26 protein-coding genes are annotated in these 26484 nt (G+C 73.8%); 14 read left to right on the top strand and 12 right to left on the bottom strand.

The features are described from left to right. Positions 1-21: 21 nt before the first annotated feature. Positions 22-1212: an ROK family protein gene (locus ABT299_RS25135; protein WP_206699793.1), complete on the bottom strand. Its 1191-nt coding sequence runs from the start codon at positions 1210-1212 to the stop codon at positions 22-24. 127 nt (positions 1213-1339) lie between these two features. Here ABT299_RS25135 and ABT299_RS25140 point away from each other — a divergent pair, with 127 nt between their 5' ends. Together ABT299_RS25140 and ABT299_RS25145 are read left to right on the top strand one after the other, a co-directional pair. Beyond that, positions 1340-2740 (top strand): APC family permease, encoded by a 1401-nt coding sequence (locus ABT299_RS25140; protein WP_190852903.1) that lies wholly within the window; start codon positions 1340-1342, stop codon positions 2738-2740. Further along, positions 2737-3606: an ROK family protein gene (locus tag ABT299_RS25145; RefSeq protein WP_500252186.1), complete on the top strand. Its 870-nt coding sequence runs from the start codon at positions 2737-2739 to the stop codon at positions 3604-3606. The genes ABT299_RS25140 and ABT299_RS25145 overlap by 4 nt, the downstream gene beginning before the upstream one ends. 31 nt (positions 3607-3637) lie before the next feature. Here the strand turns inward: ABT299_RS25145 and ABT299_RS25150 are convergent, their stop codons facing one another. Continuing rightward, a complete protein-coding gene (locus ABT299_RS25150; protein ID WP_500252187.1) occupies positions 3638-6469 on the bottom strand; it encodes a glycoside hydrolase family 2 protein in 2832 nt (943 codons plus the stop codon). A gap of 194 nt (positions 6470-6663) precedes the next feature. Here ABT299_RS25150 and ABT299_RS25155 point away from each other — a divergent pair, with 194 nt between their 5' ends. Beyond that, on the top strand, positions 6664-8133 hold the full coding sequence (locus ABT299_RS25155) for an MFS transporter (RefSeq protein ID WP_500252188.1): 1470 nt from the start codon (positions 6664-6666) through the stop codon (positions 8131-8133). 6 nt (positions 8134-8139) lie between these two features. On the opposite strand, the gene ABT299_RS25160 is transcribed toward ABT299_RS25155, so the two are convergent. After that, positions 8140-8985, bottom strand: a complete 846-nt coding sequence (locus ABT299_RS25160) for a helix-turn-helix transcriptional regulator (protein WP_190852912.1) — start codon at positions 8983-8985, stop codon at positions 8140-8142. Positions 8986-9042: 57 nt separating this feature from the next. Then, positions 9043-9408, bottom strand: coding sequence for a winged helix-turn-helix transcriptional regulator (locus ABT299_RS25165; protein WP_500252189.1), 366 nt, complete (start codon positions 9406-9408; stop codon positions 9043-9045). A gap of 132 nt (positions 9409-9540) precedes the next feature. Here ABT299_RS25165 and ABT299_RS25170 point away from each other — a divergent pair, with 132 nt between their 5' ends. From ABT299_RS25170 to ABT299_RS25180, 3 genes are all read left to right on the top strand, one after another. Next, positions 9541-10443: an alpha/beta fold hydrolase gene (locus ABT299_RS25170; RefSeq protein ID WP_500252190.1), complete on the top strand. Its 903-nt coding sequence runs from the start codon at positions 9541-9543 to the stop codon at positions 10441-10443. Positions 10444-10512: 69 nt separating this feature from the next. Beyond that, positions 10513-11385: an RNA polymerase sigma factor SigJ gene (gene sigJ / locus ABT299_RS25175; protein ID WP_190852918.1), complete on the top strand. Its 873-nt coding sequence runs from the start codon at positions 10513-10515 to the stop codon at positions 11383-11385. Between the two features lie 71 nt (positions 11386-11456). Next, positions 11457-12635, top strand: coding sequence for an NAD(P)/FAD-dependent oxidoreductase (locus ABT299_RS25180; RefSeq protein ID WP_500252191.1), 1179 nt, complete (start codon positions 11457-11459; stop codon positions 12633-12635). Between the two features lie 34 nt (positions 12636-12669). Here ABT299_RS25180 and ABT299_RS25185 read toward each other — a convergent pair whose 3' ends face one another. The 4 genes from ABT299_RS25185 to ABT299_RS25200 all read right to left on the bottom strand — a co-directional run bounded on the left by ABT299_RS25185 (position 12670) and on the right by ABT299_RS25200 (position 15422). Beyond that, entirely contained in the window at positions 12670-13290 is a 621-nt protein-coding gene (locus ABT299_RS25185; RefSeq protein ID WP_500252192.1) for a hypothetical protein, read from the bottom strand. 25 nt (positions 13291-13315) lie between these two features. Next, positions 13316-13654: an Imm51 family immunity protein gene (locus ABT299_RS25190; RefSeq protein ID WP_387025421.1), complete on the bottom strand. Its 339-nt coding sequence runs from the start codon at positions 13652-13654 to the stop codon at positions 13316-13318. A gap of 97 nt (positions 13655-13751) precedes the next feature. Next, entirely contained in the window at positions 13752-14621 is an 870-nt protein-coding gene (locus ABT299_RS25195) for an alpha/beta fold hydrolase (RefSeq protein WP_500252193.1), read from the bottom strand. Between the two features lie 48 nt (positions 14622-14669). Continuing rightward, a complete protein-coding gene (locus ABT299_RS25200) occupies positions 14670-15422 on the bottom strand; it encodes an SDR family oxidoreductase (protein ID WP_387025417.1) in 753 nt (250 codons plus the stop codon). Between the two features lie 527 nt (positions 15423-15949). On the opposite strand from ABT299_RS25200, the gene ABT299_RS25205 reads away from it, so the two are divergent. Further along, the gene (locus tag ABT299_RS25205) at positions 15950-16825 is read left to right on the top strand and encodes a helix-turn-helix domain-containing protein (protein ID WP_500252194.1); all 876 of its coding nucleotides are present in this window, start codon (positions 15950-15952) and stop codon (positions 16823-16825) included. Here ABT299_RS25205 and ABT299_RS25210 read toward each other — a convergent pair. The 4 genes from ABT299_RS25210 to ABT299_RS25225 form a co-directional block, all read right to left on the bottom strand. Beyond that, positions 16809-17798, bottom strand: a complete 990-nt coding sequence (locus ABT299_RS25210) for an NAD(P)-dependent alcohol dehydrogenase (RefSeq protein ID WP_500252195.1) — start codon at positions 17796-17798, stop codon at positions 16809-16811. The genes ABT299_RS25205 and ABT299_RS25210 overlap by 17 nt on opposite strands. Before the next feature lie 105 nt (positions 17799-17903). Continuing rightward, positions 17904-18551: a TetR/AcrR family transcriptional regulator C-terminal domain-containing protein gene (locus ABT299_RS25215; RefSeq protein ID WP_387025409.1), complete on the bottom strand. Its 648-nt coding sequence runs from the start codon at positions 18549-18551 to the stop codon at positions 17904-17906. Positions 18552-18738: 187 nt separating this feature from the next. Beyond that, positions 18739-19326, bottom strand: coding sequence for a TetR family transcriptional regulator (locus ABT299_RS25220; protein ID WP_190852937.1), 588 nt, complete (start codon positions 19324-19326; stop codon positions 18739-18741). A gap of 209 nt (positions 19327-19535) precedes the next feature. Beyond that, the gene (locus ABT299_RS25225; RefSeq protein ID WP_500252196.1) at positions 19536-20135 is read right to left on the bottom strand and encodes a TetR/AcrR family transcriptional regulator; all 600 of its coding nucleotides are present in this window, start codon (positions 20133-20135) and stop codon (positions 19536-19538) included. Between the two features lie 104 nt (positions 20136-20239). Between ABT299_RS25225 and ABT299_RS25230 the strand changes: the two genes are divergently transcribed. The 7 genes from ABT299_RS25230 (at position 20240) to ABT299_RS25260 (ending at position 26476) form a co-directional block, all read left to right on the top strand. Next, positions 20240-21061: an SDR family oxidoreductase gene (locus ABT299_RS25230; RefSeq protein ID WP_500252197.1), complete on the top strand. Its 822-nt coding sequence runs from the start codon at positions 20240-20242 to the stop codon at positions 21059-21061. 175 nt (positions 21062-21236) lie between these two features. Beyond that, the gene (locus ABT299_RS25235; protein WP_190852944.1) at positions 21237-21671 is read left to right on the top strand and encodes a hypothetical protein; all 435 of its coding nucleotides are present in this window, start codon (positions 21237-21239) and stop codon (positions 21669-21671) included. Between the two features lie 149 nt (positions 21672-21820). Next, entirely contained in the window at positions 21821-21994 is a 174-nt protein-coding gene (locus tag ABT299_RS25240) for a DUF5670 family protein (protein WP_190852947.1), read from the top strand. 129 nt (positions 21995-22123) lie between these two features. Further along, complete coding sequence (locus ABT299_RS25245; RefSeq protein WP_190852950.1) at positions 22124-22672, top strand: ferritin-like domain-containing protein; 549 nt, start codon at positions 22124-22126, stop codon at positions 22670-22672. A 290-nt stretch (positions 22673-22962) separates the two neighbouring features. Next, positions 22963-24195 (top strand): PP2C family protein-serine/threonine phosphatase, encoded by a 1233-nt coding sequence (locus ABT299_RS25250; RefSeq protein WP_387025402.1) that lies wholly within the window; start codon positions 22963-22965, stop codon positions 24193-24195. Continuing rightward, positions 24192-26033 carry a sensor histidine kinase gene (locus tag ABT299_RS25255; protein WP_500252198.1) on the top strand — a complete coding sequence of 614 codons (1842 nt, stop codon included), beginning with the start codon at positions 24192-24194 and terminating at the stop codon, positions 26031-26033. The genes ABT299_RS25250 and ABT299_RS25255 overlap by 4 nt, the downstream gene beginning before the upstream one ends. Continuing rightward, positions 26030-26476: a response regulator gene (locus ABT299_RS25260; RefSeq protein ID WP_387025398.1), complete on the top strand. Its 447-nt coding sequence runs from the start codon at positions 26030-26032 to the stop codon at positions 26474-26476. The genes ABT299_RS25255 and ABT299_RS25260 overlap by 4 nt, the downstream gene beginning before the upstream one ends. Positions 26477-26484: the final 8 nt, after the last annotated feature.

Raw genomic sequence — 26484 nt, forward strand, 5'->3', positions numbered from 1 at the left:
GGCGTGCCCGCCCGGACCGGGTCAGGACTCGGTGACGGCGCGGGTGAAGACGAGGTCGCGGGCCGTCTCCAGGCCCGTGGCCAGGGCCCCGAGGACGACGGCGTCGTCACCGAGAGCCGAGACCTCGACGCGCGGCGCGCCGAGCGGGGTCATCGCCTCGAGGCGGTCGCGCACGGCGCCGAGGAGCACGTCGGCGCCGTGCCCGCCGATGCCGCCGCCCAGCACGATCAGGTCGGGGTCGAGGAGCGCGACGACGCTGGCCAGGGCGCGGGCGACGTGCCCGGCCTCGTGCGCGACGGCCTCCGCCGCGAGGGGGTCGCCGGCCCGCGCCTCGTCGAAGACGCGCTTGGCGGTGATCGGCCCGGTCATGCCGAGCCGCCGCGCGGCGGCCACGACGCCGGGGCCGGACGCGACCGACTCCAGCATCCCGTGCGAGCGGGTCTCCCTCGGGTCGGCCTCGCCGAACGGCAGCCAGGCGATCTCCCCGGCCGCGCCGCGGGCGCCGCGGTGCAGCTCGCCGTTCAGGACGATCCCCATCCCGATGCCCGTGCCGATCGACATGAACGCGAAGTGCGGCACGCCCTCACCCAGCCCGTAGCCCTGCTCCCCCAGCGCGGCGAGGTCGATGTCGTTCTCGATGGCGCAGGGCGCGGGCAGCCGCCGCGCCAGCCGGCCGGTGACGCCCGGGACGTCCCAGCCGGGCAGGTTGGGCGCCAGGCGGAGGCGCCGGTTCTCGACGTCGTGGACGCCGGGGGTGCCGAGCACGATGTGGGTGACGGCGCCGTCGGCGGCCTTCGCCAGCTCGTCGACGATCCGGCCGATCCGGTCGATGAGCGCGTCCGGTTCGGCGCTCCCGCCGGCGCCGACCGAGCGGACGTCCCTGCGCACCGCGATCTCGCCGGACAGGTCGGCGAGCGCGGCGCGGATCCACTCCCGGCCGACGTCGAGCCCGATCACCCAGCCCGTCTCCGGCCGGATCCCGTACAGCCGGGCGGACCGCCCCGCCCCGCCCGTGCGGCGGCCGATCGCCTTGACCAGCCCGACCCGCTCCAGGTCGGCGAGCGCGAGCGAGATCGTGGGCTTGGAGAGGCCGGTCGCGGCGGCGAGCTGCGGGCGCGACACCGGCCCGAGCAGCCGGATCCGCTCGTACACGGCGCGTTCGTTCATGATCCGCAGCACGCTGGTGGTGTTGGCGGTCTCCCTGCTCGGCACGTGTAAAGCCTGACATATCCCGGCACGGCGTACGCCGCGGGGATTGATTTGTTAGGGAGCCTCCCTTACATTCGCATCGACGTCGGACGGGGGCGAGGCGTCCGGTCACGAGAAGGGAGAGACCGCGATGACCGCTCCCGCGGGTTCGGGGTTCGAACGGCGGCTCGGCGTGTTCCAGGCCACCACCGTGAACATGACCCAGATGTGTGGAATCGGCCCGTTCGTCACCATCCCGGCGATGATCTCCACGATGGAGGGCCCGCAGGCGATGTTCGGCTGGCTGGTCGGCGCGCTGATCGTGCTGGCCGACGGCCTGGTCTGGGCCGAGCTGGGCGCGTCCATGCCCGGCGCCGGCGGCACCTACCTCTACCTGCGCGAGGCGTTCCAGTACCGGACCGGGCGGCTGATGCCGTTCCTGTTCGTCTGGTCGGCGGTGCTCTTCATCCCGCTGATCATGTCGACCGGGGTGATCGGGCTCGTCCAGTACGCGGGCTACCTGTGGCCCTCGCTGGTGGACGGCTCCGGCCTGTCGACCGGCGGCCACGTCCTCGCGATCGCCGTCGTCGCGGTCGTCGTCGCCGCGCTGTACCGCAGGATCGGCGACATCGGGCTGCTCACCACGGTCTTCTTCGTCGTGATGCTGGTCTCCGTGCTCGGCGTGATCCTGGCCGCGTTCACGCACTTCCACTCCGACCTGGCGTTCACCTACCCGCACGACGCGGGGTCGAAGTTCTTCCACGGCCTCGGGGCCGGGCTCGTCATCGCCGTGTACGACTACCTCGGCTACAACACGGCGGCCTACCTCGGGGCGGAGGTCCGGCAGCCGGGGCGCGTGATCCCGCGGGCGATCGTCTTCTCGATCCTCGGCATGATGGCGCTGTACTTCCTGCTCCAGGTCGGGATCCTCGGCGTGATCCCGTGGGAGAAGACGCAGGAGTCCAGCTCGTTCGCGTCCCTCGTCCTGGAGAGGACGTGGGGCAAGGGCGCGGCGCAGGTCTTCACGGTCGGGATCATCGTCACCGCGTTCGCGTCGGTGTTCGCGGGCCTGCTCGGCGGCTCGCGGGTGCCCTACAACGCCGCCCGCGACAAGCTGTTCCTGCCGTGGTTCGCGCGGATGCACCCGCGCCTGAAGTTCCCGACGTTCGGGCTGTACGCGATGGGCGTCATCACGGCGCTCGGCTCGCTGTTCACCCTGACGGACGTCATCAGCATGCTGACCGCCGTGTTCGTGCTGGTGCAGTCGGTCGCCCAGATCGTCGCCCTCACCGTGCTGCGGCGCCGGCAGCCGGACCTGCCGCGCCCGTACCGGATGTGGCTGTACCCGCTGCCGAGCCTGGTCGCGCTGGCGGGCTGGATCTACATCTACAAGTCGGCGGGCACCAGGCCGATCGTGCTGTCGCTGGTCTGGCTCGCGGCGGGCGTCGTCGCGTACCTGGTCTGGGCGCGGCTGGAGCGGATCTGGCCGTTCGGGCCGAAGGAGATCAGCGAGCCCTTCGCCGAACCCGGCGCCGAGCCGCAGGCCGCATGATCCTCGGGATCGACTTCGGGGGGACCAAGGTCGCGCTGGCCACCGCCGACGCGACCGGAAGGCCGCTCCGCCGCGCCCGGCTGGAGACGCGGGCGGCGGACGGCGCGGAGCGGGTGGTGCGCCGGGCGCTGGACGCGGCGCACCGCCTCGTCGCCGAGACCCCCGGCACGCTGGCCGCAGTGGGCGTCTCGACGTTCGGCGTCGTCCGCGGGGGACGGGTGCGGCTGGCGCCCAACGTCCCCGGCTGGGAGGACCTGCCGCTGCCCGACCTGGTCTCCGGCGCCCTCGGCGCGCCCGTGCGCGTCGAGAACGACGTGAACGCGGCCACCGCCGCGGAGGCGCGCTGGGGCCGGCTCGCGGGCGTCGGTACCGGGGTCTACGTGAACCTCGGCACCGGGCTCGGCGCCGGGATCGTCGTCGGCGGGCGCGTCGTGCCGGGCGCGCACGGCGCCGCCGGCGAGATCGGGTACCTGCTGCGGCGCCCCGGCGAGCCCGGGTGCGCGCAGGGCCGCGCGCCGCTGGAGGAGTACGCCTCGGGCAGCGGCCTGGCCGCGCGGGCCTCGGCCCTTCTCGGCGAGCCGGTGACGGCCGCCGCCCTGTTCGCCCGCCGGGACGAGCCGAAGGCGGCCGCGCTGCTGGACGGCACGGCGGCGGTGCTCGGCATGGCGGTCGCCAACCTCGCGACCACGCTCGACCCGGAGCGGGTGGTCCTCGGCGGCGGCATGGCCGCCGAGCCGTCCCTGCTTCCCGCGATCCGCGAGACCGTGGCGCGCGCGGTCCCGTTCCCGCCGGAGGTGGTGACGGCCCGCTTCGTCGACGACGCCGCGCTCATCGGCGCCATCGCGCTCGCCGGGACCGAGGCGTGAACCAGCGCGGTTCTCCAACCGCCGGGACCGGTCACGTGCGCGGCGCTGCGGGCACGGTCAGCGCCGGCAGGTTCCAGCCGCCGAGGCCGACGACCGGGACGGCGCCGCGCAGGTCGGAGGCGCGGTAGCGGGCGGTCAGCGTCTGGGACTGCCCAGGCCACAGCGTGACGTCGTTGTCGTTCCAGCGGATCGGCAGCACCTGGCCGCCGCCGGGCAGCGGGCGCCCGCCGGGTCCGGCCCGCCGCACGTCCGCCCTGGTGAAGACGGCCGGCGCCGTCCCGGTCGCGCTGATCGTCACGGTGGTGACGAGGTCGGCGCCGTCGCGGCGGGTGGCGGCCGAGGCGCGCACGGCGGCGCGGGGCAGGCCACGCAGCCCGGTCAGGTCGGCGTACCCGTCCGGCCGGAACGCCACGCCGCTGCCCTTGCCGAGGGTGGCCTTCCAGTCCACCGCGTCCGGTCTCGTAGACAGCCAGTAGACGTTGCGGCTCACGGTCGCGCCGCGCCGGGCCAGCGTGAGTTCGAGGAAGTAGGTGCGGGAGATGCCCTTCGGGGCCCGCGCGGCGGCCACGGTCCGGACGTCCTGCGCGGCCAGTGCCGGGACGGCGACGCGGGAGGTCCGCTTCACGGTGCCGTCGACGTCGATCAGCCGCGCCCGGGCCGCCAGACCGTCCTGGCGCCTCCCGGTCAGGTTGGCGACCTTCACCGCCCCGGACGCGTAGTCGTACATGACGTGCACCGGTTCGCCCGCCTTCTTCGCGCCGAAGTACACGCCGGGCTGGTCGAAGTCCTGGTTGAAGAGGTTCCACTGCAGCGACGGCCACGCCTTGTTCAGCATCCAGTAGATGACGCCGGTGCTCGGGTTGGCCGGGTCCCTGGAGTTGCCGATGTAGGCCTCGAACTGCGCACGCGCGATCTCGTACCCGCCCATCTGCGCGATCCGCTGGTAGGAGGCCATGTCGGACCAGGGCCCGTACCGGTGCCACAGCGGGGTGTTGTACTGCCCCATACGCGCGGTCCGGGTGTAGTCGTTGTAGGGGTACACGTGGAAGAGGTCCCGGCCGGAACGCGGGCCGCGCGCGGTGGCGGGGTCCCAGAGCGCGGCCTGGTCGCGCGGGGTCAGGAAGCGGTCGAGCGAGTCCCGTGTCGGGACGGTGTTGCCCGCGCTCGTCTCGGTGTCGAAGCCCCAGGCGCTTCCGGCGTTCGTGGACGACGGGTCGCCGGCGTCGGCGGTCTCGCGGCCGTTGCTCCACCAGTAGACCGGCGGCACGTAGCCGTACGGCCCCTCCTTGGCGCCGGACGGGCCGAGCCGCGGCGACGCCTTGTCCTCCGCCGACGCGATCTGCGGCGTGCCCCAGTCGGCGGCCTCGAACGCCGGCACGTACACCGACTCCTTCGCCGCGTCCGGTGCCGCGTCGCTGCCCTGGAAGAAGGCGAACACGCTCGGGTGGTCGCGCAGCCTGCGGGCGACGGCGGCGGCCTGGACGGCGGCGTTGGCCTGGAGCTCCTTGCTCCACTTGGCGTAGGGGTCCTCCCAGCGGTCGCAGCACTGCCAGCCGGTCATGGCGAGGACGCCCGCGCGGTCCATCTGCCGGAACATGTCGTCCGGCGGGAAGTTACCCTCGAAGCGCAGCGCGTTCAGGCCGAGGTCCTTCACGTAGGCGAGCTGGTCGTGGATGTTCCGGGGCGAGTAGCGCAGGAACATGTCCGGCGACCAGCCGCCGCCGCGGATCACGATCGGCACGCCGTTGATCTCGAACCGCCTGTAGCCGTGCGGCACGTGCGTCCTACCGGGGACGGCGCGGGTGAGCGACGAGGTGACGGTGCGGATGCCGAAGTCCTCGGCGTACCGGCCGGTCTCCGTCCCGCCGGTGCGCAGGTGCGTGGCCAGGTGGTAGAGCGGCTGGCCGCCGAGCTGGTACGGCCACCACACGTCCGGATGGTCGAGGCGGAGGCCGAGCGCCACCGGGCGGACCGTGTCCGGCGGCAGCGTCACCGTCGTCCTGAACGGCAGCCGGGTCGCGCCGCGTTCGACCGCGCCGGAGAACTCGGCCCGCCGCACGGTCCCGGTGTTGTTGCGCAGCAGCGCCTTCACGGTGAGGTCGGACCGGGAGAAGTCCCTGGCGTTGCGCTGCACGACGTGGACGTCCCGCAGCGACACCGGCCCGTCCTGGACGATCTTCGGCGGGCGCTCCGGCCCGGTGCCCTGGTCGGGCGCGGCCGGGTTCCAGTCGAGGCGGCTGCCGGTGAGGTAGGTCTTCGCCTTGTTCGGCGCGACGTCGAGCGCGATCGCGTTGGCGCCGTCGCGCGCGTACCGGCTCACGTCGTACTCGAAGCGCGAGTAGGAGCCCTGGAGCCGCGAGCGGCCGTCGATCCGGGCGCCGTTCACCCACAGGTCGGCGGTGCCGGAGACGCCGTCCATGATCAGGAACGTGCGGCCGCCGCGGCGCGGGTGCAGGACCACCTCGTCGCGGTACCACCAGTTCACGGCGAACTGCCCGGCCGGCACCGACGCCAACCGGTCCGAGTAGAAGACGTTCGGGTACCGGCCGTTCTCCAGCAGGCCCGCCATCAACGTCCCGGGGCGGCCGATCGGCAGCCAGCCGGACGTCCGGTAGCCCGGCCGGGAGATCCGCGCGCCGTCGCGCCCCGCGACGGCCGAGGACTGGATCCTCCAGCCCCGGACGAGTTCCGAGGCGCCGTCCTCCCCCGCGGGCGCGAGGGCGGCGGGCTCGGCTCGCGCCCGCGCGGCGCCGCTCACGGCGTACGGCGGCGCGGCGCTGGTGAGGATCGCGCAGGCGGCCAGGGCCGCCAACGGTCGTCCGGGCTTCGGCATGGGCACCCCCGCGGTCGGCTGCGTCGTCATTCGGTCACTCCCTGTGCGATCACCCGATCCGCGCTCCGCCACACCCGGACGCGGTGAAAGATCCGGCCCGCCGCGCGATCATGCAGTTGTAGGGCGCGCACGCGCGGAGGCGGTCGCGCGTGAGCCTGCACCTGGCAGATGTACCTCCAGCGGAGTTCTGGTCGGTCTTTCTCCCGGGCAGCAGTCTCGGGGGCATGACGACAGAGACCTCTCAGAGCGCCGCGCGGCTCGGAACGCGCGGCTGGCTCATCCTCATCACGCTGTGCGGCGCCACCTTCATGACCGGCCTCGACTACTCGATCATCACCGTGGCCCTGCCGGAGATCGGCCGGGACCTGGGCTTCTCCGGAGCCTCGGCCCTCCAGTGGGTCGCGACCGCGTGCCTGCTGCCGACGGCCGCGCTGATGCCGCTGTTCGGGCGCGCGTCCGACATGCTCGGCAGGCGGCGGCTGTTCATGACCGGCGTGGCGGGCTTCACCCTGATGTCGCTGGCGGCCGCGATGGCCCCGAGCCCGGCACTGCTGGTCGCGGCGCGCGCCGGGCAGGGCGTCGCGGCGGCCATGATCGGCCCGACCGCGCTCGCGCTGATGACCGCCGCGTTCCCCGAGGGGCCGCGGCGCACCCGCGCCCTCGGCGTCAACGGCGCGCTGCTGTCGCTGGGGTTCGTCATCGGGACGATCGGCGGCGGGCTGATCACCAGCGGGCTGAACTGGCGCTGGACGATGCTCCTGCTCACCGGCATCGGCCTCCTGGTCCTGCTCGGCGCGCTCACGGTGGTCCGCGAGACGGCCGGACGGAGCCGGACCGGGCTCGACGTCCCCGGCGCGATCCTGGCGAGCGGCGGGCTGTTCGCGCTGGTCTACGGCGTCTCCACCGGCGGGGACGCGGGCTGGGGCAGCCTCCCGACGCTGACGACCCTGCTGGCCGCGGCGGTCCTGCTCGGTTCCTTCCTCGCCGTCGAGGCCCGGCACCCCGCGCCGCTCGTCCCGCTGCGCCTGCTGCGCCGCGCGACGGTCAAGTGGGGCATGTCCATCGGCCTGGTCACCTTCGGCATGTGCGGCGGCGCGACCCTGCTGCTCAGCATCTACATGCAGGACGTCCTCGGCTACTCGCCCCTGCGGACCGGGCTCGGCTTCCTCGGCGAGGGCGTCGCGGCCCTGGCCGGCGGCGCCCTCGCCGCCCGGCTGATCAACGCCCGCGGGACGGCCGCGACCATCGCGACCGGGCTGACCGTGCAGGCCGCCGGCACCGCCGCGATGGCGGCCCTGCCCGTGCACGGCGGCCTGGCCGTCCTGCTGGCCACGTCCGCGACGATGGGCTTCGGGCACGTCCTGACCGTGGTCGCCGCGATCACGACGATCACGTCCGGCCTGGGCCGGGACGACCAGGGCGTCGCGGGCAGCCTCGCGCAGATGCCGACCTTCGTCGGCGCGGTCGGCGTCGCCGCGCTCACCGCGATCGCCGCCGCCCGGACCGAGGCGCTCGCCCCGGCCACCACCGAGGTCCGGGCCATGCTGGGCGGGCTGCACGCCGCGTTCCTGGCGGCCGGCGCGGTCGCGCTGCTCGGCGCGGTCGCGGGCGGCGTCCTGCTCCGCCGGACCGGCGCCGTCCAGTCGGACGGGCCCTCCGGCAGCGAACCGGCGGAGCGTTCGGTGGCGGCCTGACGGGGGTCAGCGAGCGGTGGCGGCGGCGAGCTCGGCGAGCCGCCGCAACCGCTCGTGCGACGGCGAGCCCGGTTCCGCCTGGAACACCGTCACGCCCTGGCCCTCGTCGTCGGGCGTCCGCAGCAGCTCGGCGGTGAGGGTCATGACGCCCACCTCCGGGTGCCGGTAGCCGCGCGAGATGGACGCGCAGTTCGCCACCGGGTGCTCCGTCCACATGGCGCGGAACTCCGGGCTGAGCGCCAGCAGCTCCTCGACCAGCGCGGCGAGCCCCTCGTCGCCGGGGAACCTGCTCAGCGAGCCCTCCAGGTAGGCGATGTCGTCGCGGGCCTTCTGCTCCCAGTCGACGTAGAGGCCCCGCGAGAAGTCCGTCTCCAGGAAGTCGACGCGGACGAAGTTCGGCTTCTCCTCGGCGTCGAAGTCGTAGTGCGGGGCCAGGAGCGCGTGCGCCAGGCGGTTCCAGGCGAGGATGTCGCCCCGCCTCCCCACCGCGATGGCGGGCGCCTCGGTCATCGAGTCGACCAGCAGCCCGATGCCCGGTCGCAGCCGCTCCGGCCCGACCCGCTCCCGGGCCCGCGCCACCCGGGCGAGCCGGTGCAGGTGGGCCAGCTCGTCGCCGTCCAGCCGCAGGACGCGGGCGATGGAGTCGAGGACCTCGTCGGAGACGTTCGGGCTCTGCCCCTGCTCCAGCCGCGTGTAGTACCCCACGCTGACCCCGGCGAGCGGCGCCAGCTCCTCCCGGCGCAGCCCGGCCACCCGCCGGTGCTTCACCCCCGGGCTCAACCCCACGTCCTCGGGCCGGAGCCGGGCACGGCGGGACCGGAGGAACTCACCAAGGGCGGAACCGGGATACATGGATCAAGATTCTCAGATCCGCACCGCCGCCGGAAGCGGCGCGGGTCCGGTGCGCCGTCAGGGCGCCGGGGTGTGCGCGGCGTTGGCGCGGTCGACCTCGGCCATGTGCTCCTCCGCCCACGCGCGCACGACGGCGAGCGCGCCCTCGAGGGAGAGACCCAGGTCGGTGAGCCGGTAGTGGACGCGCGGCGGCACGGTCGGTTCCACGCGACGGGCGACCAGGCCGTCCCGGGCGAGGCTCTGCAGCGTCGCCGACAGCATCTTCTGGGAGACGCCGGGCATCCGCCGCCGGAGCTCGGCGAAGCGCAGCTCGTCCGGCGCGGCGTCGGCGAGGACCTTGACCGCCATGGACGTCCACTTGGTGCCGATCCGGTCGAGCAGCCGGCGGGTGGGGCAGCCGGGGTCGAAGAGGTCCCCGCGCACCCCTGTCGCGGTACCGGCCGGTGAGGAGGTCACCTCGGGTTCACCACCTGTCGCAGAAGTGCCGTCTGGCGGCCCGGATGGGAGTCACTTACGCTCCCCTGGTAACCAATGGTAACCACAAAGGGAGGCACCATGCCGAACCCGTCGGCCACCGGCGGCCCTGTCCCGGACGTCACGCTGAGGCGGGTGGCCGCCAACGGCATCGAGGCCAACGTGGCCGTCGCCGGGGACGGACCGGCCGTCCTGCTGCTCCACGGCTTCCCGCACACCTGGCGGGTGTGGACGGAGGTCGTCCCGGACCTCGTCCGCCACCACCGGGTCATCGCGCCCGACCTGCGTGGTCTCGGCGGGAGCACCAGAGCGGCGGGCGGGTACGACGCCGCGGGCCTCGCCGCCGACGCCGAAGGGATCCTGGACGCGCTCGGAGAGGAGTCCGCGGCGGTGGTCGCCATCGACGCCGGCGTCCCGCCCGCCTTCATGCTCGCCATGCGGCGGCCGCACCGCGTGCGGCGGCTCGCGCTCATGGAGGGGACGCTGGGACCGCTGCCCGGCGCCGAGGACTTCCTCGCGGGCGGACCGCCGTGGTGGTTCGGCTTCCACCGCGTCCCCGACCTCGCCGAGACCGTCGTGGCGGGGCACGAGGCCGACTACATCGGCTGGTTCCTCACGGCCGGGACGCGCGGGCGCGGAGTGCCCCGCGACATCCGGGACGACTTCGTCCGCGCCTACACCGGACGCGACGCTCTGCGCTGCGCGTTCTCCCACTACCGCGCCGCTCCCGACAGCGCGCGGCAGATCCTGGACGCCGCCGCCTCGTCCCGGCTCACGATGCCGACGCTGGCGATCGGCGCGCAGCCGGTCGGCGACGCGCTGGAGCGGCAGCTGCGCCCCCTCGCCGACGACCTGACCGGTCGTCTCGTCGAGGACTGCGGCCACATCATCCCGCTCGACCGTCCCCGGGAACTCCTCGCCCTGCTCATGCCGTTCCTGGCCGCCGGCGCACCGGCGACGGACCGGCAGGGCGCCCCGTCCTGAGCGGCGGCGAGCGCGGGCGGGTGTCTAGGATCGGACGCCGATCAGCGATCCGAAGGGCGGGGGCCGAGGGTGGAACCGACCGGCGCGATGGCGGAGGACGACTGGGCGGCGCACCGCCCGGCGGTCTTCGGGGCGGCCTACCGGATCCTCGGCAGCGTGGCGGAGGCCGAGGACGTGACGCAGGAGGTCTGGCTGCGCGCCGCCGCCGCGGACCTGTCCGGGGTGCGGGACCTGCGGGCGTGGCTGGTCACCGTGGCCGCGCGGACGTCCTACAACGTGCTGAAGTCGGCGCGCGTCCGGCGCGAGTCCTACGTGGGGCCGTGGCTGCCGGAACCGCTGCTGACCGGGCCCGACGCCGCCGCGCGGGTGCTCATGGACGAGTCGGTGGGCACCGCGATGCTGGTGGTCATGGAGACGCTCACGCCCGCCGAGCGCGTCGCGCTGGTGCTGCACGACGTGTTCGGCTTCCCGTTCGAGCGGATCGCCGAGGTGCTCGGCGGCACGCCCGCCGCCGGCCGGAAGCTCGCGTCCCGGGCGCGGGCCCGGGTGGCGGCGGTCCGGGAGCGGCCGCAGGCGTCCAGGGCCGAGACCGAGCGGGTGCTGAAGGCGTTCAAGGCGGCGGCCGAGGCCGGTGACATGGCCGGGCTCGTCAGGCTGCTGCACCCCGACGCCGTCTACGTCGCGGACGGCGGAGGCAAGGCGACCGCCGCGCGCAGGCCCGTCCGGGGCGCGGAGCGGATCGCCCTGCTCGCGCTCAGGCAGATCGAGATGCGGCGGCCGGACGCGGTCCGGATCGTCGAGGCCAACGGGCGGCCGGCGCTCGCGACCTACCAGGGCGGCGCGCTGGTCTGGCTCGACACCGTCGAGGTCGCCGACGGTCGGATCATCGCGTTCCGGAGGCTGGCCAATCCGGAGAAGCTCGAGCACGCCGGTCACATCTGACGCCGCCGTCCTGTCTCCCTGCCGACTCCCCCGGGTCCCGCCGGGGGCGAGGCTGAGAGAGAGGACGGACGATGGCGCACGTTGTGATCATCGGAGGCGGGTTCGCGGGCGTGTGGAGCGCGGCGGGAGCGGCGCTGGCGCGCGCACGGGCGGACGCCACGGCGGCGGCGGACGCGGACGCGGGGCTGCGCATCACGCTCATCGCGCCGGGCGAGCACCTGGTGCTGCGGCCGCGCCTGTACGAGCCCGAGCCGGACCAGGCGAAGGTCGAGCTGCGCAGGATCCTCGACCCGATCGGCGTCGAACACGTGCGGGCCGCGGTGAGCACGATCGACACCGGCCGCCGCACGGTGGCGGCCGGGGGCCGCGAGATCGGCTACGACCGCCTGGTGCTGGCGGCGGGCAGCGCGCTCGTCCGGCCGCACGGCCTTCCCGGCGCCGAACGGCTCTTCGACATCGACACGCTGGACGGCGCCCGGCGCCTCACCGCCCACCTGCGCGGCCGCGACGACTACACCGCCGTGGTCGTCGGCGCCGGGTTCGTCGGCCTGGAGGCCGCGACCGCGCTGGCGGCCCGGGGCCGGGTGCTGCTGGTGGACCGGTCGCCGGTGGTCGGCGACCAGCTCGGCGCCGGGCCGCGTCCGGAGATCGAGGCGGCGCTGGACGCCCTCGGCGTCGAACGCCGCCTCGGCACGACGGTGGCGGAGGTCGGCGACGGCCGCGCCGTCCTCTCCGACGGGACCGAGGTCGCGGCGGACGCGGTCGTCTGGTCGGCCGGGCTCAGGGCCAGCGACCTCACCCGGCAGATCTCCCGCGACCTCGACGCGCTCGGCCGGGTGCCCGTGGACCGCCGGCTGCGTGCCCTTCCCGAGGTGTTCGCCGCCGGCGACACCGCCGCGGCGCCGTTCGACGCCGGGCACACGGTCATGCAGGCGTGCCAGCACGCGGTGCCGCTCGGCAAGGTCGCCGGGTACAACGCGGCCGCCGACCTGCTCGGGGTCCCGCTCCGCGACTTCACTCCCGGCCCGTACGTCACCTGCCTCGACCTGGGCGGCGCCGGCGCGGTCTTCACCCGGGGCTGGGAGCGGACGGTGATGGCCGCGGGCGCCGAGGGCGCGGCCGTCAAGAAGTGGATCAACGAGCACATCCATCCGCCGGTCGACGACGCCGCGGAGATCCTCGCCGCCGCCGACCAGGTCCGCCTGGACATCCCGTTCTTCCCGCGCGAGGACGCCGTCCGCGTCGGGTGAGCCCACTGTGTAGCGGCCCGGCTGTTCGCCGCGCTCAGAGGCCGAACGCCGCCGTCACCCTGCGCTCCAGCTCGTCCTCGGTCATGGCGACGTCGATCTCGATACCGCACAGGCCCAGGGCCCTCGTCTCCTCCCGGAGGCGCCCGGTGAACATCCGGTCGCGTTCCAGCAGGTTGCGCAGGGCCCGCTCCGGGTCGCTGGTCCTTCCGGCGATGGACCACGTCGAGCCCCGGCTGTCAAGCGCGGCCCGGCGGAACCCGGGCGTCGGCAGCAGCCAGACGGCCCGGCCGGGCGCGGCGAGCAGCGGCTTCACCAGGTGCGGCAGCAGCCGGAAGCCCTCCACGATCACGGGCGGCTCCGCCGGGAGGCGGAGCAGGTCCTCGACGATCAGCCCGAAGCCCTCGCCGCGGTACCAGTGGAACGTCTCGAGCATGGTCTCCGGGGACCGGTTCAGCCAGCGCTCGTCCATGTCCATGGCCTTGAACTCGCTCAGGTACGGGCTGTCGCCGGGGGTGGTCCTGCCGGAGTGGTCCGCCATCACGTCATCGGTCGCGTACACCCGGAATCCGTGCCGCGCGGCGATGCGGCGGGCGATGGTCGATTTCCCCGCACCGGTCCCGCCGCCGATCCAGTAGACGTGCCGCAGTGCCCTCACGCCGGTCCCCGAACCCGCCATCGCCTCAGTCGTCGAACTCGAAACCGGTGGCCTCGGCCGACGCCACCAGCGCGCGCATGCGGTCGGTGTCCGCGGCGACGGCGCTCAGAAGAGCGCCCAGTTCCTCCAGCGCCGTCCGGTCGGTGCCGTACGCGCAGAACATGCCGCCTTCCGGGTCGTACGAGACACGCCCTTCGAGGCTCTTCGCCTCCGTCCCGACCAGGAACCGGGCGACGCCTTCCCAGAAATACCCGTTCGGCTCGTGGCCGAGCTCCTCGACGGTTCCGTCCACCCGGGTCGTTCCCGCGTTCAGCAGCAGCGAGTAGGACCCGGGCCGGGTCTCCACCAGTTTCAGCGGCGTCATCGGCGGAGCATGGCACGCCCGGAGCGGGGCGGCAACCTCGCCGGTGAGACGCCGCCCGTCCGCCCGCCCGCCACGTGACCGGGGGCCTTCCGGGTTCTCAGCCGGCGTCGCCGAGGACCTCGCGCAGCCTGCGCGCGAACGCCTCGGGCTTTCCGGCGTGACCGTACTCGTCGCCCAGGAAGCCGCCGTGGTGGCTCGGGAACACCGTCGCGCGCCGGCCGAGCAGGCCGGCAGCCGCCTCCGAGGTGCGTCCGGTCAGGGTGTCCCCCGTCTCCTCCCCCACCGCGATCACGATCCGCGTCGATGCCGCGGCCAGCGCCTCGGCGTCGGGCCGGTACCCGCTGACCGCCCACGACCGGTCGGAGAGCAGCGGGTCGCCGCGGGAGCCGTCGTCCTCGGCCGGGAGCCCGAACTGCGCGGGGTCGGGCGCGGGCCTGTCGAAGTAGGCGTCCGTGAACTCACCCTGCCACGAGGTCATCGCAATGAAGGCGGCCATGCCGGCGCCCAAGCCCTTGGCCTCGTAGGCGTCCCGGACGGCGGCCCGCGCGCGCTCGGCCGCCGCAGCGTCGGGCAGCACGGGGATGACCGGCGGCTCGTGCGCCACCAGGGTCGTCACGTCATCGGGGTGGGCGGCCACGAGCGCGAGCGCGGTCACCGCGCCGCCGCTGCTGGCGAACATCTCGACCGGGCCCGCGCCGAGCGCCTCGATGAGGGCGTGCACGTCCTCGGCCTGGACCTCGGGCACGTGGTCGGTCCGGCCGTCCTTGCGGGTGCTGCGGCCCAGGCCGCGCGGGTCGTAGGTGACCACCGTGCGGTCGGGGAAGTACGACGCCAGCGTGGCGAAACCGACGGCGTCCATGGGCTGGCCGATCATGACCAGCGGCGGGCGGCCGTCCGCTGGCGGCAGCGGTCCGCGCACGTCGTAGACGAGGTCGGCTTCGGGGGTCGTGAGTGTCCGTGTGTCCATGCCGGTGCCGACTTCCGGTACGCCGGAAACTCATCGCCCCCGCACGCGCTACTTCGGCGGGTTGGCCGCCAGCCAGTCAGTGTACGTGACGGTGCCGTGGGCCGCGCCGTCGGACGGCACGAGGTCCGGCTCCCGCATCACGCCGCCGTAGTAGGGCGCGTTCGGGTCGGTGACGACCTCGCGCCGGTCGCCCCACGCCGCCAGGGCCGTGCGGAAGAACCCGTCCATGCGGAACCGCTCGGGGCCGGCGATCTCGACCCGTCCGTTCGTCGGCGCCTCCACCGCGGCCTTGGAGACCGCCTCCGCGACCTCCTCGCCCGCGATCGGCTGGAACAGCACCGAGGGCATCCGGACCGTGTCGCCGTCCGTGGCGGCGTCGGCGATCCGGGGTGCGAACTCGAAGAACTGCGTGGCGTGCACGAGCGAGAACGGGATCCCCGATTCCTCGATCAGCTTCTCCTGGGCGAGCTTCGCCCGGAAGTAGCCGATGTCCGGCCGGTCCTCGGTGCCCACCACCGACAGCGCGACGTGATGCCCCACCCCGGCCTTCTTCTCCGCCGCCAGCAGGTTCCCCGTCGAGGTGCGGAAGAAGTCCAGCACCGCCGCGTCCTCGAACGACGGGGAGTTCGACACGTCGACCACCACGTCCGCGCCGGCCAGCGCCTCGTCCAGCCCCTCGCCGGTGAGCGTGTCCACGCCCGTGTTCGGCGACGCGGGGACCGCCTCGTGCCCGTCCTCGCCAAGCCTCTTCACGACCTTCGAGCCGATCAGGCCGGTACCGCCGATGACCACGATCCTCATGCCAGGCTTCCCTTTCGTTTCCGGGGACGCTCGTCGCCGCCTGATGACCAGCTAAGACAGGGCTTCGTCCAGACCTCGGAAGCTCCGTCAAAAGAACCCCGAAACACTTCGTACGCCCGCGCCGTCGTACGAAGTGCCCGAGCAGGCGGCACGTGTCGCCGCGCTTCTGCCGCAGCCGTTCGTCATCCGGGCCCTGCTGGCCCCGCCGTTCGGCGTGCTCCTGTGGCGGCGGCGGTCGGACTCGATGATCCGCAAGGGGCTGGTCGCGACGGCCGCCGGCCCGGTCGACATCCCGGACGAGCTGGTCGCCGGCGTCCAGGCCACCTCGTACCGCATGATGAGGGAGGTGCTGCGGCAGAACTCCGCGTACATCACCGAGCGGAGCGTCCCCGAGCGCCTCGCGGCCCTCCGGGTCCCGGTGCTGGTGATCTTCGGCGGTGCCGACCGCCGCTGGGATCCGTCGTCCGCGCGCTGGTACGACGCGCCGCCCCCCTCGGCCCGCGAACCGGGAGACCTAGACTGGCCCCATGCCGCCGACCGGGCCACCGCCCGACTGGGCGCGGGTGGAGATCGCCGTCCCGCGCCCGGCGGACCGGCTGCCCGGGATCGCGATGGCCGGGTTCCGCCAGCGCGTCCCCGCGGTCGCGGACATCGCCATGGTCGCGCACCCGTCCGTCACGCTGCTCGTCGACCTGAGCGAGACGGACGGCCTCGCCTACCGGGCCGATGACCTGCACGGGCACGGGAGCTTCGTCGCCGGGCTCGTCCCGGGCGGGCTTCGGACGGGCGGCCGGGTGGGCGCGTGCCTCCAGATCCGGCTGGGTCCGGTGGCGGCGGCCTCGGTGCTCGGCGCCGCGGCGGACCTCACCGGGACGGTGGTGTCACTGGAGGACGTCTGGGGCCGGGACGCCGGTCGCGCCGAGGACAGGCTGCGCGCCGCCGCGTCGTGGGACGAGCGGTTCGCGATCGCCGCGGAGATCCTCGCCCGGCGGCCGGAGACCCGGCGGCGCGTCGATCCGGAGGTGGCGCACGCCTGGCGGCGGACGCTCGCCGGCCGGGGCCGGACGCGGGTCGACGGCCTGGCGGACGAGGTCGGCTGGAGCCGCAAGCGCCTGTGGTCGCGGTTCCGCTCCCAACTCGGCATCACCCCCAAGCGCGCCGCGCGGCTGGTGCGCTTCGACCACGCGGCGCACCTGCTCGTGGCGGGCGATGCCGCCGCCGACGTCGCCGCCCGCTGCGGCTATGCCGACCAGTCCCACCTGCACCGGGAGGTCAGGACGTTCACCGGGCTCACGCCGGCGGCCGTCGCCGTCGCGCCCTGGCTCGCCATCGACGACGTGGCGTGGCCGGCACCGCCGCGCCCGTCGCTGTCCCTGAGCCGATCGGTCATCGGATCTCGATGACGACCTTGCCCGTGGCGTGCCCGTCCTCCTGGTAGGCGACGGCCGCCGGGATGTCGTCGAAGGGGAGGCTTCGGTCGATGACCGGAGCGACCTCGCCCGCCTCGATGAGCCCGGTCAGCGTCATCAGGCTCCGTTTGTGCTCGGTGGAGGCGTACACGTCGGCCATCACCATTCGCTGGGAGACGACCGGCGACATCGCGGCCGCCGCGAAGACGTGACCGGCGGGCTGCAGCCACCGGCCTTGCGGCCCGCCGACGGCGACGTAGGTCCCCTTGGACGCCAGCGCGCGCCGGCACGCCCACGCCGAGCGGCCTCCGGCGACGTCCAGCAGCAGGTCGTACCGGCGGCCGAGCCGGGTGAAGTCCTGCACCGTGTAGTCGACGACCTCGTCCGCGCCGAGCGAACGGACCAGGTCCAGGTTCCGCGTGCCGCAGACCCCGGTCACCGTCGCGCCGAGTGCGGCGGCGATCTGCACGGCGAACGTCCCGACGCCCCCGGAGGCACCGTTGACGAGGACGCGCTGCCCGGACCGCATCCACCCCCGGTCGCAGAGGCCGTACAGCGCGGTGACGCCCGCCAGGGGCACCGCCGCGGCCTGCTCGAACGACAGGTTCTTCGGTTTCGGTGCCAGCCGGTCCTCCGGGACGCACACGTACTCGGCGAAGCCGCCCTGCGCGACCAGCGCGTACACCTCGTCACCGGGACGGAATCCCGTCACGTTCCCGCCGACCGCCTCGACGTGCCCCGCCACGTCCGCGCCCAGGACGCCGATCTTCGGTGCGCGCAGGCCGAGGGTGCCCGGCATCAGCCGCGCGACATAGGGCTCGCCTCGCATGTGGTGCCAGTCGTAGGGCTGGACGGACGTGGCGCGCACGCGGACGAGCACCTCGCGGTCACCGGGCACGGGCCGGTCGACGTCGGTGAGCTCCAGGACATCGGGTGAGCCGTACGAACGGACGACGAACGCCTTCATGACGGTCCCTTCGTGGACGAGTCGTTTCGTACGTTGTTAGTCGTACGTCGTAAGGTATGTCTTACGACGTAAGACGGTCAAGGGGCGGGGCGGTATGCCGGTCCGTCAGCGGAGCCGGTCGAGACCGTCGAGGATCACGTCGAGCCCGAACTCGAACTCGGTCTGGTCGTCGCACCAGCCCAGCGTGGAATCGGGGTCGTCGTGCGCGACCTCCATGAACATGCCGACGAGATGCGGCAGCTCGGCGGCCATGCCCGCGAGCGCGGCCGCGTCGTCGCCGCCGGCCGCGTCGCCCGGGTCGAACAACTCCTGGGTGAAGCCCAGCGCCCGGCTCCCCAGAGCGTGCAGGGCGTGGTGGCACAGGTCGTTCGAGAAGCCGCCGTCGCGCATGAGACCGATCAGGCCGTCGTGGTACCGCAGGACGGCGGGGCTCATCGTGGTGCGCGACTCGAAGACGCCCGGTGCCCAGGGATGGCGGAGCAGCACCTCACGGGCCGACAGGATCCGGCGGCGCACCGCCGCCTTCCAGCCGTCGCCCCGGGACGGGACGTCGAGACGGCCGACCACGTCGTTGATCTCCTCGACCACGGCGTCCGCGATGCCGTCGAGGACCTCTTCCTTGTTGGCGACGTGGTAGTAGAGCGACATCGCCTCGGCGCCGACCTCCTCGGCGAGCCGGCGCATCGTGAGCGCCCGGATGCCGCCCTCGTCGGCGATCCGGACGGCGGCCCGCAGCACGCGCTCCCTGCTCAACGGGACTCTCGGCTCGGCTCCAGCCTTGTTCCGGGCGACCACTCCAGTCATCCTCCTCGCGCCCGATCGTACAGAGTGGGACGCCGGATCCCTCCGCCGCGACGAGCGCCCGGACACCGCTGCGACGGCCGTGGCGGACCGCCGGATACCGCGTTTCGGTCCGGTGGGCGCTCGGCGCCGGCGGCCGTCAGGAGGCGGGCGCCGGGGCGACCATGCGGTCGACGAGGACGTGCAGGTAGTCGCGGAAGCGCTCGATCGCCTCGGGGCTGCGCGGCTCGGTCCGCCCCCGCCCGCCGGGCACACCGCCGGACAGGAACCCGAACACGCACCACACCACCGTCCGGACGAGCAGGTCGACGGCCACGTCCGGCGGCACGAGGCTCCCGACGACGCCCGTGACCAGTTCGTCCTGCGGGTCGACGAACTCGTTCTCCAGCTCGCCGACGTCGGCGGCGTCGCCCATCCACCGGTGCATCCAGAGCGCGACGATCTCCGGGTTCGCGACGTAGAAGTCCAGGTACACGTCGATCACCCGGTGCGCGCCCGCGCGGTCGGGCGTGTACGCGCCGAGCGCGGTCTCCAGCATGTCCTGCTCGGCGCGGTACGCGCGGGCCATCACCCGCCGGTACAGGCCGTTCTTGCCGCCCGCCGCGGCGATCATGGCCTGGCCGCCGTCCCCCGCGGCGTCGGCGATCAGGTCGGTTCCGGTCGAGTCGTAACCCAGCTCCGCGAACAGCCGCGTCGCCACCGCGATGATCCGCTCTTCATCCCCCACGCCACTACGTTAGGCGATCATCGCGCCACGTTACGCGAGGACCGCGGACGGGAGTCGCCCGCACGCCGGCGAGGATGATGTCGACCGGCGTCTCGGTGTAGGCAGGGAAGGTCCGGCGCAGGCGGACCCGGCTGCCTTCGGGGATCGACCTGGAGGCCCTCGCGGAGGACGTGCGCCGTCCGGTTCGGTGCGGGAGGACCTCTCGCGCCTTACGAGGGCGGGCCGTCGATGGGGAGCCGGGCCATCAGCGCGGCGCTGAGCCGCTCCGGGGTGCCCGGGCATCCGCGGCGCAGCCAGTCGGTGGCGACGCCGAGGACGCCGCCGGCGAGGAAGGCGGCCACCGGGTCGTGAGCGATACGGGCGGGGTCGTCCGCGTGGGTGCCGACGGCCGGCCGGGTGAGGTTGACGTGGACGGCGATGGTGAGCCGTTGGTGCAGGTGGTCGGCCACCCGGGCGCTGCCGTCGGGCCCCAGCAGGGCGCGGTACAGGTCGGCGCGCTCGGCGATGTGGGCGAGCAGGCCGGTCAAGGCGGCGCGTCCCCGGTCCAGTTGGCGGGGAGTGCCGTCCGGAAGCAGCACCGGTGTGGTGGCGATCAGCTCGTCGAACATCTGCGTGCAGGCGTCGGCGGCCAGCTCGTGGACGTCGCCGTAGTGCTCATAGAAGGTCGACCGGTTCACGTCCGCGCGCTTGGTGACGTCGGACACCGCGATCCGGTTCAGCCCGCGTTCGGCGATGAGGTCCAGCAGCGCGGCTCTGAGCGCCGCGCGGCTGCGACGCGCGCGGCGGTCCTCGGACGGCTGGTCGGCCATGCGGTCAGCCTATAGGTCTCCAACACCTGTCGGTTAGGCGACAGATGTTGGAATATGCTCGGGGACACCAGTCAGGCGCACCCGCACGAGCCCGGAGGGGAAACATGACGCAGCCCGTCGCGGTGGTCATCGGAGTCGGCGGAATGGGCCAGGCCATCGCCCGGCGCATCGGCCCGGCCGCCCACGTCCTGGTGGCCGACCACAGCCAGGAGGTCCTGGACACGGTCGCCGGGCAGCTCACCGGCGAGGGGTACCGGGTCACCGCTCAGCAGGTGGACGTGTCCTCGCGCGAGCCGGTCGCCGCGCTCGCCGAGCGGGCCGCTTCCCTCGGGCCGGTGCTGTCCGTGGTGCACACCGCCGGATTGTCGCCCGTGCAGGCGCCGGTGCCGGCGATCCTGGCCGTCGATCTGCTGGGCGTCGCGCTGGTGCTGGAGGAGTTCGGCGAGGTCGTCGCGCCCGGCGGCGCCGGGCTCGTGATCGCCAGCATGGCCGGCCACTTCCATCCGGGCCTCCCCCGCGAGCAGGCTCAGCAGCTGGCCACCACCCCCGCCGACGGATTGCCGTCGCTTCCGATCTGCGACCCGGCCCGCTTCGCCGACAGCGGGGCCGCCTACGCCTTCGCCAAGTACGCCAACCGGCTGCGCGTCCAGGCCGCCAGCACCTCCTGGGGCGCCCGGGGCGCACGGATCAACTCCATCAGCCCCGGCGTGATCGCCACCCCCATGGGCCAAGCCGAACTCGACGGCGAGCACGGCGCCGGCATGAAGATGATGATCGACGCCTCCAACGCCAAGCGGGCCGGCACGCCCGCCGACATAGCGGCGGCCGCCGAATTCCTGCTCGGCCCCGCCGCCTCCTTCATCTCCGGCGCCGATCTGCTGGTCGACGGCGGCGCCGTCGCCGCGGTCACGACCCGCACCTCCTGAGGAGCGGTCGAGCAGCGGGCGCCGGGGGCGAGCCCCGACGCCCGCTGCTCACAGTCGCTTCGAAGAGGCGTTCCGTCCGGTCAGGTTCCGGCTGTGCGGCCTCCACCCCTGTGATGCGCCGCCATTCCCTCCAGGGAATCGCGTCCGCGCAGGTCGGAGCCGCAGACTGCGGGGCATGAGCGAAGCACTCGAACTCAAGCGATGGTCCGACCGCTACCTCGCGCAGTGGAACGAGCCCGACCCCGCGACCCGGCAGGCCCTCATCCGGGAACTGTGGGCGCCGGACGGGATCCAGGTCCTGGTGGACCCGCCGCAGGAGATCCGCGAAGCCGCCGCGAACCTGGCCTTCCCCATCCCGCCGCTGGAGGTCCGCGGGCACGACGGCCTGAACGCCCGGGTGTCCCGCGCCTACGAGATGTTCGTCGCGCCGGGCGAGCACGTCTTCGAGGTCGCCGAGGAGGCCGCCGTCCTTCTCCCCAACGTCCTCGCCATCCGCTGGTCGATGGTCGCGGTCGCCGCGCACCAGGTCGTCGGCGGCGGCCTGGACGTCATCACCCTGGACGGCGACGGCCGCATCCGCACCGACCACCAGTACATCGGAACGGCCTGACGCCGACGGCGTTCACCAGCGGGAACCGATCGCGCCGCGCAGGTGGTCCACGGAGGAGGAGCGTGTTCGACCTGTGATGTTTGTCGCGCATCAAGTGTCGTCTAACGGGCATGCCGGGGCCCAGACAACGAAAAGAGGAGGCACCCCCGATGCCCTGGTTGATGATTCTGGTCCTCGTCCTGGCCCTGCTGCTGTTCGGTCTCGGCTTCGCCCTGAAGCTGCTGTGGATCGTGGCCGCGATCGTGCTGGTCCTCTGGCTGGTCGGGTTCCTGGCCCGCAGCACCGGACCGTCGGGCAGGCGCGGCCGCTGGTACCGCTGGTAGCCCCGGGGAAACGGCTCCGACAAGGCCGACGGCCGGTCCGCGCGGGATCGCGGCGGACCGGCCGCCCTCCATCTCACAGACGCGCGCCGCCGGCGTGGTGCCGGCGGCAAGGAAAGGCGGTCGTCGTACGTGGCGGAATTCCTCACCGACATCGAAACGCTCAGGAGGCGCGCCCGGCAGGAGATCGACAAGGGGCCGGTCACCGACGCCTACGGTGCCGACCTCGACCGGGTCCTGCAGGTCCTGAACGAGGCGCTGGCCACCGAGATCGTGTGCACGCTGCGCTACAAGCGGCACTACTACACCGCCACCGGACTGCACTCGGAACCGGTCGCGGCGGAGTTCCTGGAGCACGCCCAGGAGGAGCAGCAGCACGCCGACAAGCTGGCCGACCGCATCGTCCAGCTCGGCGGCGAGCCCGATTTCGATCCGGACACGCTGACGACGCGGTCCCACGCGGGCTATGACGCGGGCACGGGGCTGATCGACATGATCAGGGAGGACCTGGTCGCCGAACGCGTCGCCGTGGCGTCCTACACCGAGATCATCCAGTGGCTCGGCGATCGCGACCCCACGACGCGGCGCGTCTTCGAGGACCTCCTCGCCCAGGAGGAGGAGCACGCCGACGACCTCCGCGGCCTGCTCGAGCGGATCCCCCGGGACGCCGAGAAGGACTGACACGCGGCGGGTGGCGTGTCCGGCCGCATGCCCGGTCCGGCCCCGACCTCCCGGCGGGGCCGGACCGGGCGTGCGCGCGTTGAGGGGTCCGGGCGGGCCGCATGGTGAAGGCGTGGCGCGTGTCACCCGGCGAGAGACCAGGCAAATCAGTGCAAGAGGTGCATATTTGTCATAAGACAAGTAACATCGCCGCGGCGTCGCTGAGCGGACACTGAACGATACGGATCGGGTGGGACGGGGGGTGGCCGGTGTCGCACCGATTCACCACGGCTGCCTCATTCCAGCCGCCCGTGCCCGAATCCCTGGCGCGGCCCTCCCCTGCGGCCACCGGCCTTGTCGCCGCCGACGGTGACGGCTCCACGCCGGCGGCGCTGCGAGTGCTGCTGGTGGAGGACGACGCCGGGGACGCGCTGCTGGTCGAGGACACGCTGGCCGACACGGGCCTCGAGGTGTCGCTGCACTGGGTCCGCTCCCTGGCGCAGGCCAAGGGCCCGCTGACGGCCGACCCCGCGCCCGACTGCGTCCTGCTGGACCTGCATCTGGGACCGGAGCAGGGCCTGGAAGTCCTGGAGCGGGTGCTGGAGTGGGCGCCGGGCGCCGCGGTGGTGGTGCTGACCGGGCTCGCCGAAGCACAGGCGGGAATCGCCGCGGTGGCGGCCGGTGCGCAGGACTACCTGTCCAAGGGGCGGCTCGAGCCCGACCGGCTCGGACGGGCGATCCGCTACGCCGTCCAGCGGCGGCAGGTGCAGGAGGCGGTCGCGGCGCTCCAGGCCGAGCAGATGCGGGCGGCCGAGAACGAGCGCCTCGAACACGGCCTGCTGCCGACCCCGAGGGTGAGCGACCCCCGGCTCGGCGTGATCGCCCGGTACCGGCCGGGACGGGCGCATTCGCTGCTCGGCGGCGACTTCTACGACGTGGTGGAGACCGCCGACGGCCTGGTGCACGCGGTGATCGGCGACGTGGCCGGGCACGGCCCGGGATCGGCGGCGCTCGGAGTCGCGCTGCGGGTGGCGTGGCGGGCGTTCGTGCTGGCCGGGACGCGCGGGCCGCGGCTCGTGGAGCTGCTCGAGGAACTGCTGCTCAGCGAGCACGACGGCACGGAGATGTTCGTCACCCTCACCACCGTCACCCTGACCCCCGACCGGCCGGTGGCGCACGTCGTGCGCGCGGGCCACCCCGGTTTCCTGGTGCACGCCCCCGGCGACGTCCGGCTGGTGGAGCCGCCCGGCGGGCTCGGCGTCGGCATGGCCCCCGGCCTCGGGAGCTGGCACGAGGAGCAGGTCCCGCTGCCGCCGGGCCACGGGCTGGTGCTGTTCACCGACGGGCTGTTCGAAGGGGAGATCGACGACGCGGGGCAGCGGCTGGACATGACCGGGCTCCTGCGGATCGCACGGCACCACCACGACCTCGCCCCCGACGACTTCGTCGACGCGCTGATCACCGACGTCGAGGCGGCCTCGCTGCGGCACGGCGGCCTCGCCGACGACGTCGCCGTCATTCACCTGGGATGGAACACCCGATGACCGACCTGCCCCCACCGCCGGAGACCTCCCCGGCGGACGAGCCTCCCGAGCCCCCCGCGGGCGGGGAGCCGCCCGCGGGGCGGCCGGCGCGCGGACGACCCGGCACGGCCGTGCCGCAGGGCGGGGCGCAGGGCGGGGCGGCGTCGCGCCGCGGCCTGACCGTCCGGGCGTGGTTCGTGGTGGCCGGGGCGGTGATCGCCGTGCTGACCGTCGCGGCCGCCGTGGTGATGCACAGCGCGCTCGGGCAGACCGCGCGGGCCTCGGACCGGCTGGTCGTCACCATCGCGCCGGCGCAGGTCGAGGCGAGCCGGATGCAGATGGCCATGCTCAACCAGGAGACCGGCGTGCGGGGCTACGCGCTGACCGGTGACCGCCAGTTCCTGCAGCCCTACACCGACGGGCTGGCCACCGAGCGGCAGTCGGTGCCGCGGCTTCAGCAGCTCCTGGCCGGCGAGCCCGGCCTGCGCGGCGATCTCGCGGCGACGGAGCGGGCCATCGAGGCGTGGCGCCGCGACTACGGGACCGTGGTGATCGAGCAGGTCGCCCAGGACGGCCCCGGACCGCGGGCGTCGGCGACCGCCGCCCGCGGCAAGGGGGCCTTCGACGCGGTGCGGGCGACCTGGGCGGTCCAGAACCGGCACCTGGCACAGGCCCGCGCCGACGGCCGCGCCGACCTGCGCCGCAGCCGCACCGTCCGGAACTGGATCCTCATCGGGCTGCTGGCCGCGCTGCTGGTCACCGCGGGACTGCTGGCGGTGCTGCTGCACTACGCGGTCGGCCGCCCTCTGCGGATGCTGCGCACGTCGTCCCGCCGGGTCGCCGACGGCGACTTCGACCACGTCATCGGCGCGCACGGACCCGCGGACGTCCGGGACCTCGCCCGCGCCGTCGAGGCGATGCGCGGCCGCATCAAGCGGGCCCTGGACCAGTCCACCGAACGCGAGAAGGTCCTGCAGCGCCAGACCGCCGAACTCGACGCCCAGACGGTGGAGCTGCGCCGCTCCAACGCCGAGCTGGAGCAGTTCGCGTACGTCGCGAGCCACGACCTGCAGGAACCCCTGCGCAAGGTCGCCTCGTTCAGCCAGATGCTGGAACGCCGCTACGCCGACCAGCTCGACGACCGCGCCCGGCAGTACATCGGCTTCGCCGTCGATGGCGCCAAGCGCATGCAGGTGCTGATCAACGACCTGCTGACCTTCTCCCGCGTCGGGCGCCTGCACCAGCAGCAGCAGACGCTCCCGCTGGGCGAGCCGCTGGAGCGCGCGCTGGCCAACCTCGACGACGCCCTCACCTCGTCCGGCGCCCGCGTCGACGCCCCGGACGACCTGCCGGAGGTCACCGGGGACCCCACGCTGCTGACGATGCTGTGGCAGAACCTCGTCGGCAACGCCGTCAAGTTCCGCTCCCCCGACCGCGACCCCGTCGTGCGGATCGCCTGCGAGCGGGAGGACGACCGGTGGCACCTGACCGTCACCGACAACGGGATCGGCATCCCGCCCGAGTACCAGGAGAAGATCTTCGTCATCTTCCAGCGGCTGCACGGCCGGGACGCCTACACCGGCACCGGCATCGGCCTGGCCCTGTGCAAGAAGATCGTCGAGTACCACGGCGGCCGGATCTGGCTCGACACCGAACACCCGGACGGCGCCCGCTTCCACTTCACCCTCCCCGTCCTCGACCGTCCGGCCACCGAGCAGGACGCCGACGGGCAGGACGCCGATGGCGAGGGCGCCCCGCCCGAGACCGTCGTCGCCTCCGAGCCCGCGACACCGCAGGACGGGCCGTCCGCCGCCGCACCTTCCTCCTCCGTCACCGACCTCCAGGGAGCCGGTTCGTGACCAGCGCCGCCGCCCAGCCCATCACCGTCCTGCTGGTAGAGGACGACCCCGGCGACGAGCTGATGACCCGCGAGGCGTTCGAGCACAACAAGGTCGGCAACGCCCTGCACGTCGTCCGGGACGGCGCCGAGGCCCTGGACTACCTGTACCGGCGCGGCGACCATGCCGGGGCCCCGCGCCCCGACCTGATCCTGCTGGACCTCAACCTGCCCAAACGCGACGGGCGCGAGGTCCTCGAAGAGATCAAGTCGCATCCCGACCTCGCCGCGATCCCGGTGGTGGTCCTCACCACCTCCTCCGCCGAGGAGGACATCCTGCGCAGCTACCGGCTCCACGCCAACGCCTACGTCACCAAGCCCGTCGACTTCGACCAGTTCATCAACGCCATCCGCCAGATCGACGACTTCTTCGTCACGGTGGTCCGCCTTCCCGCGCAGCAGTGACCCGGCGC

This window comes from Spirillospora sp. NPDC000708, from assembly GCF_040299565.1.
Taxonomy (GTDB): domain Bacteria; phylum Actinomycetota; class Actinomycetes; order Streptosporangiales; family Streptosporangiaceae; genus Spirillospora.

Coding starts and splice junctions, on each gene's coding strand:
- ABT299_RS25140 (WP_190852903.1), top strand. CDS start 1,340: ATGACCGCTCCCGCGGGTTCGGGGTTCGAACGGCGGCTCGGCGTGTTC.
- ABT299_RS25145 (WP_500252186.1), top strand. CDS start 2,737: ATGATCCTCGGGATCGACTTCGGGGGGACCAAGGTCGCGCTGGCCACC.
- ABT299_RS25150 (WP_500252187.1), bottom strand. CDS start 6,469: ATGACGACGCAGCCGACCGCGGGGGTGCCCATGCCGAAGCCCGGACGA.
- ABT299_RS25155 (WP_500252188.1), top strand. CDS start 6,664: ATGACGACAGAGACCTCTCAGAGCGCCGCGCGGCTCGGAACGCGCGGC.
- ABT299_RS25160 (WP_190852912.1), bottom strand. CDS start 8,985: ATGTATCCCGGTTCCGCCCTTGGTGAGTTCCTCCGGTCCCGCCGTGCC.
- ABT299_RS25170 (WP_500252190.1), top strand. CDS start 9,541: ATGCCGAACCCGTCGGCCACCGGCGGCCCTGTCCCGGACGTCACGCTG.
- ABT299_RS25180 (WP_500252191.1), top strand. CDS start 11,457: ATGGCGCACGTTGTGATCATCGGAGGCGGGTTCGCGGGCGTGTGGAGC.
- ABT299_RS25190 (WP_387025421.1), bottom strand. CDS start 13,654: ATGACGCCGCTGAAACTGGTGGAGACCCGGCCCGGGTCCTACTCGCTG.
- ABT299_RS25195 (WP_500252193.1), bottom strand. CDS start 14,621: ATGGACACACGGACACTCACGACCCCCGAAGCCGACCTCGTCTACGAC.
- ABT299_RS25200 (WP_387025417.1), bottom strand. CDS start 15,422: ATGAGGATCGTGGTCATCGGCGGTACCGGCCTGATCGGCTCGAAGGTC.
- ABT299_RS25205 (WP_500252194.1), top strand. CDS start 15,950: ATGCCGCCGACCGGGCCACCGCCCGACTGGGCGCGGGTGGAGATCGCC.
- ABT299_RS25210 (WP_500252195.1), bottom strand. CDS start 17,798: ATGAAGGCGTTCGTCGTCCGTTCGTACGGCTCACCCGATGTCCTGGAG.
- ABT299_RS25225 (WP_500252196.1), bottom strand. CDS start 20,135: ATGGCCGACCAGCCGTCCGAGGACCGCCGCGCGCGTCGCAGCCGCGCG.
- ABT299_RS25230 (WP_500252197.1), top strand. CDS start 20,240: ATGACGCAGCCCGTCGCGGTGGTCATCGGAGTCGGCGGAATGGGCCAG.
- ABT299_RS25235 (WP_190852944.1), top strand. CDS start 21,237: ATGAGCGAAGCACTCGAACTCAAGCGATGGTCCGACCGCTACCTCGCG.
- ABT299_RS25240 (WP_190852947.1), top strand. CDS start 21,821: ATGCCCTGGTTGATGATTCTGGTCCTCGTCCTGGCCCTGCTGCTGTTC.
- ABT299_RS25255 (WP_500252198.1), top strand. CDS start 24,192: ATGACCGACCTGCCCCCACCGCCGGAGACCTCCCCGGCGGACGAGCCT.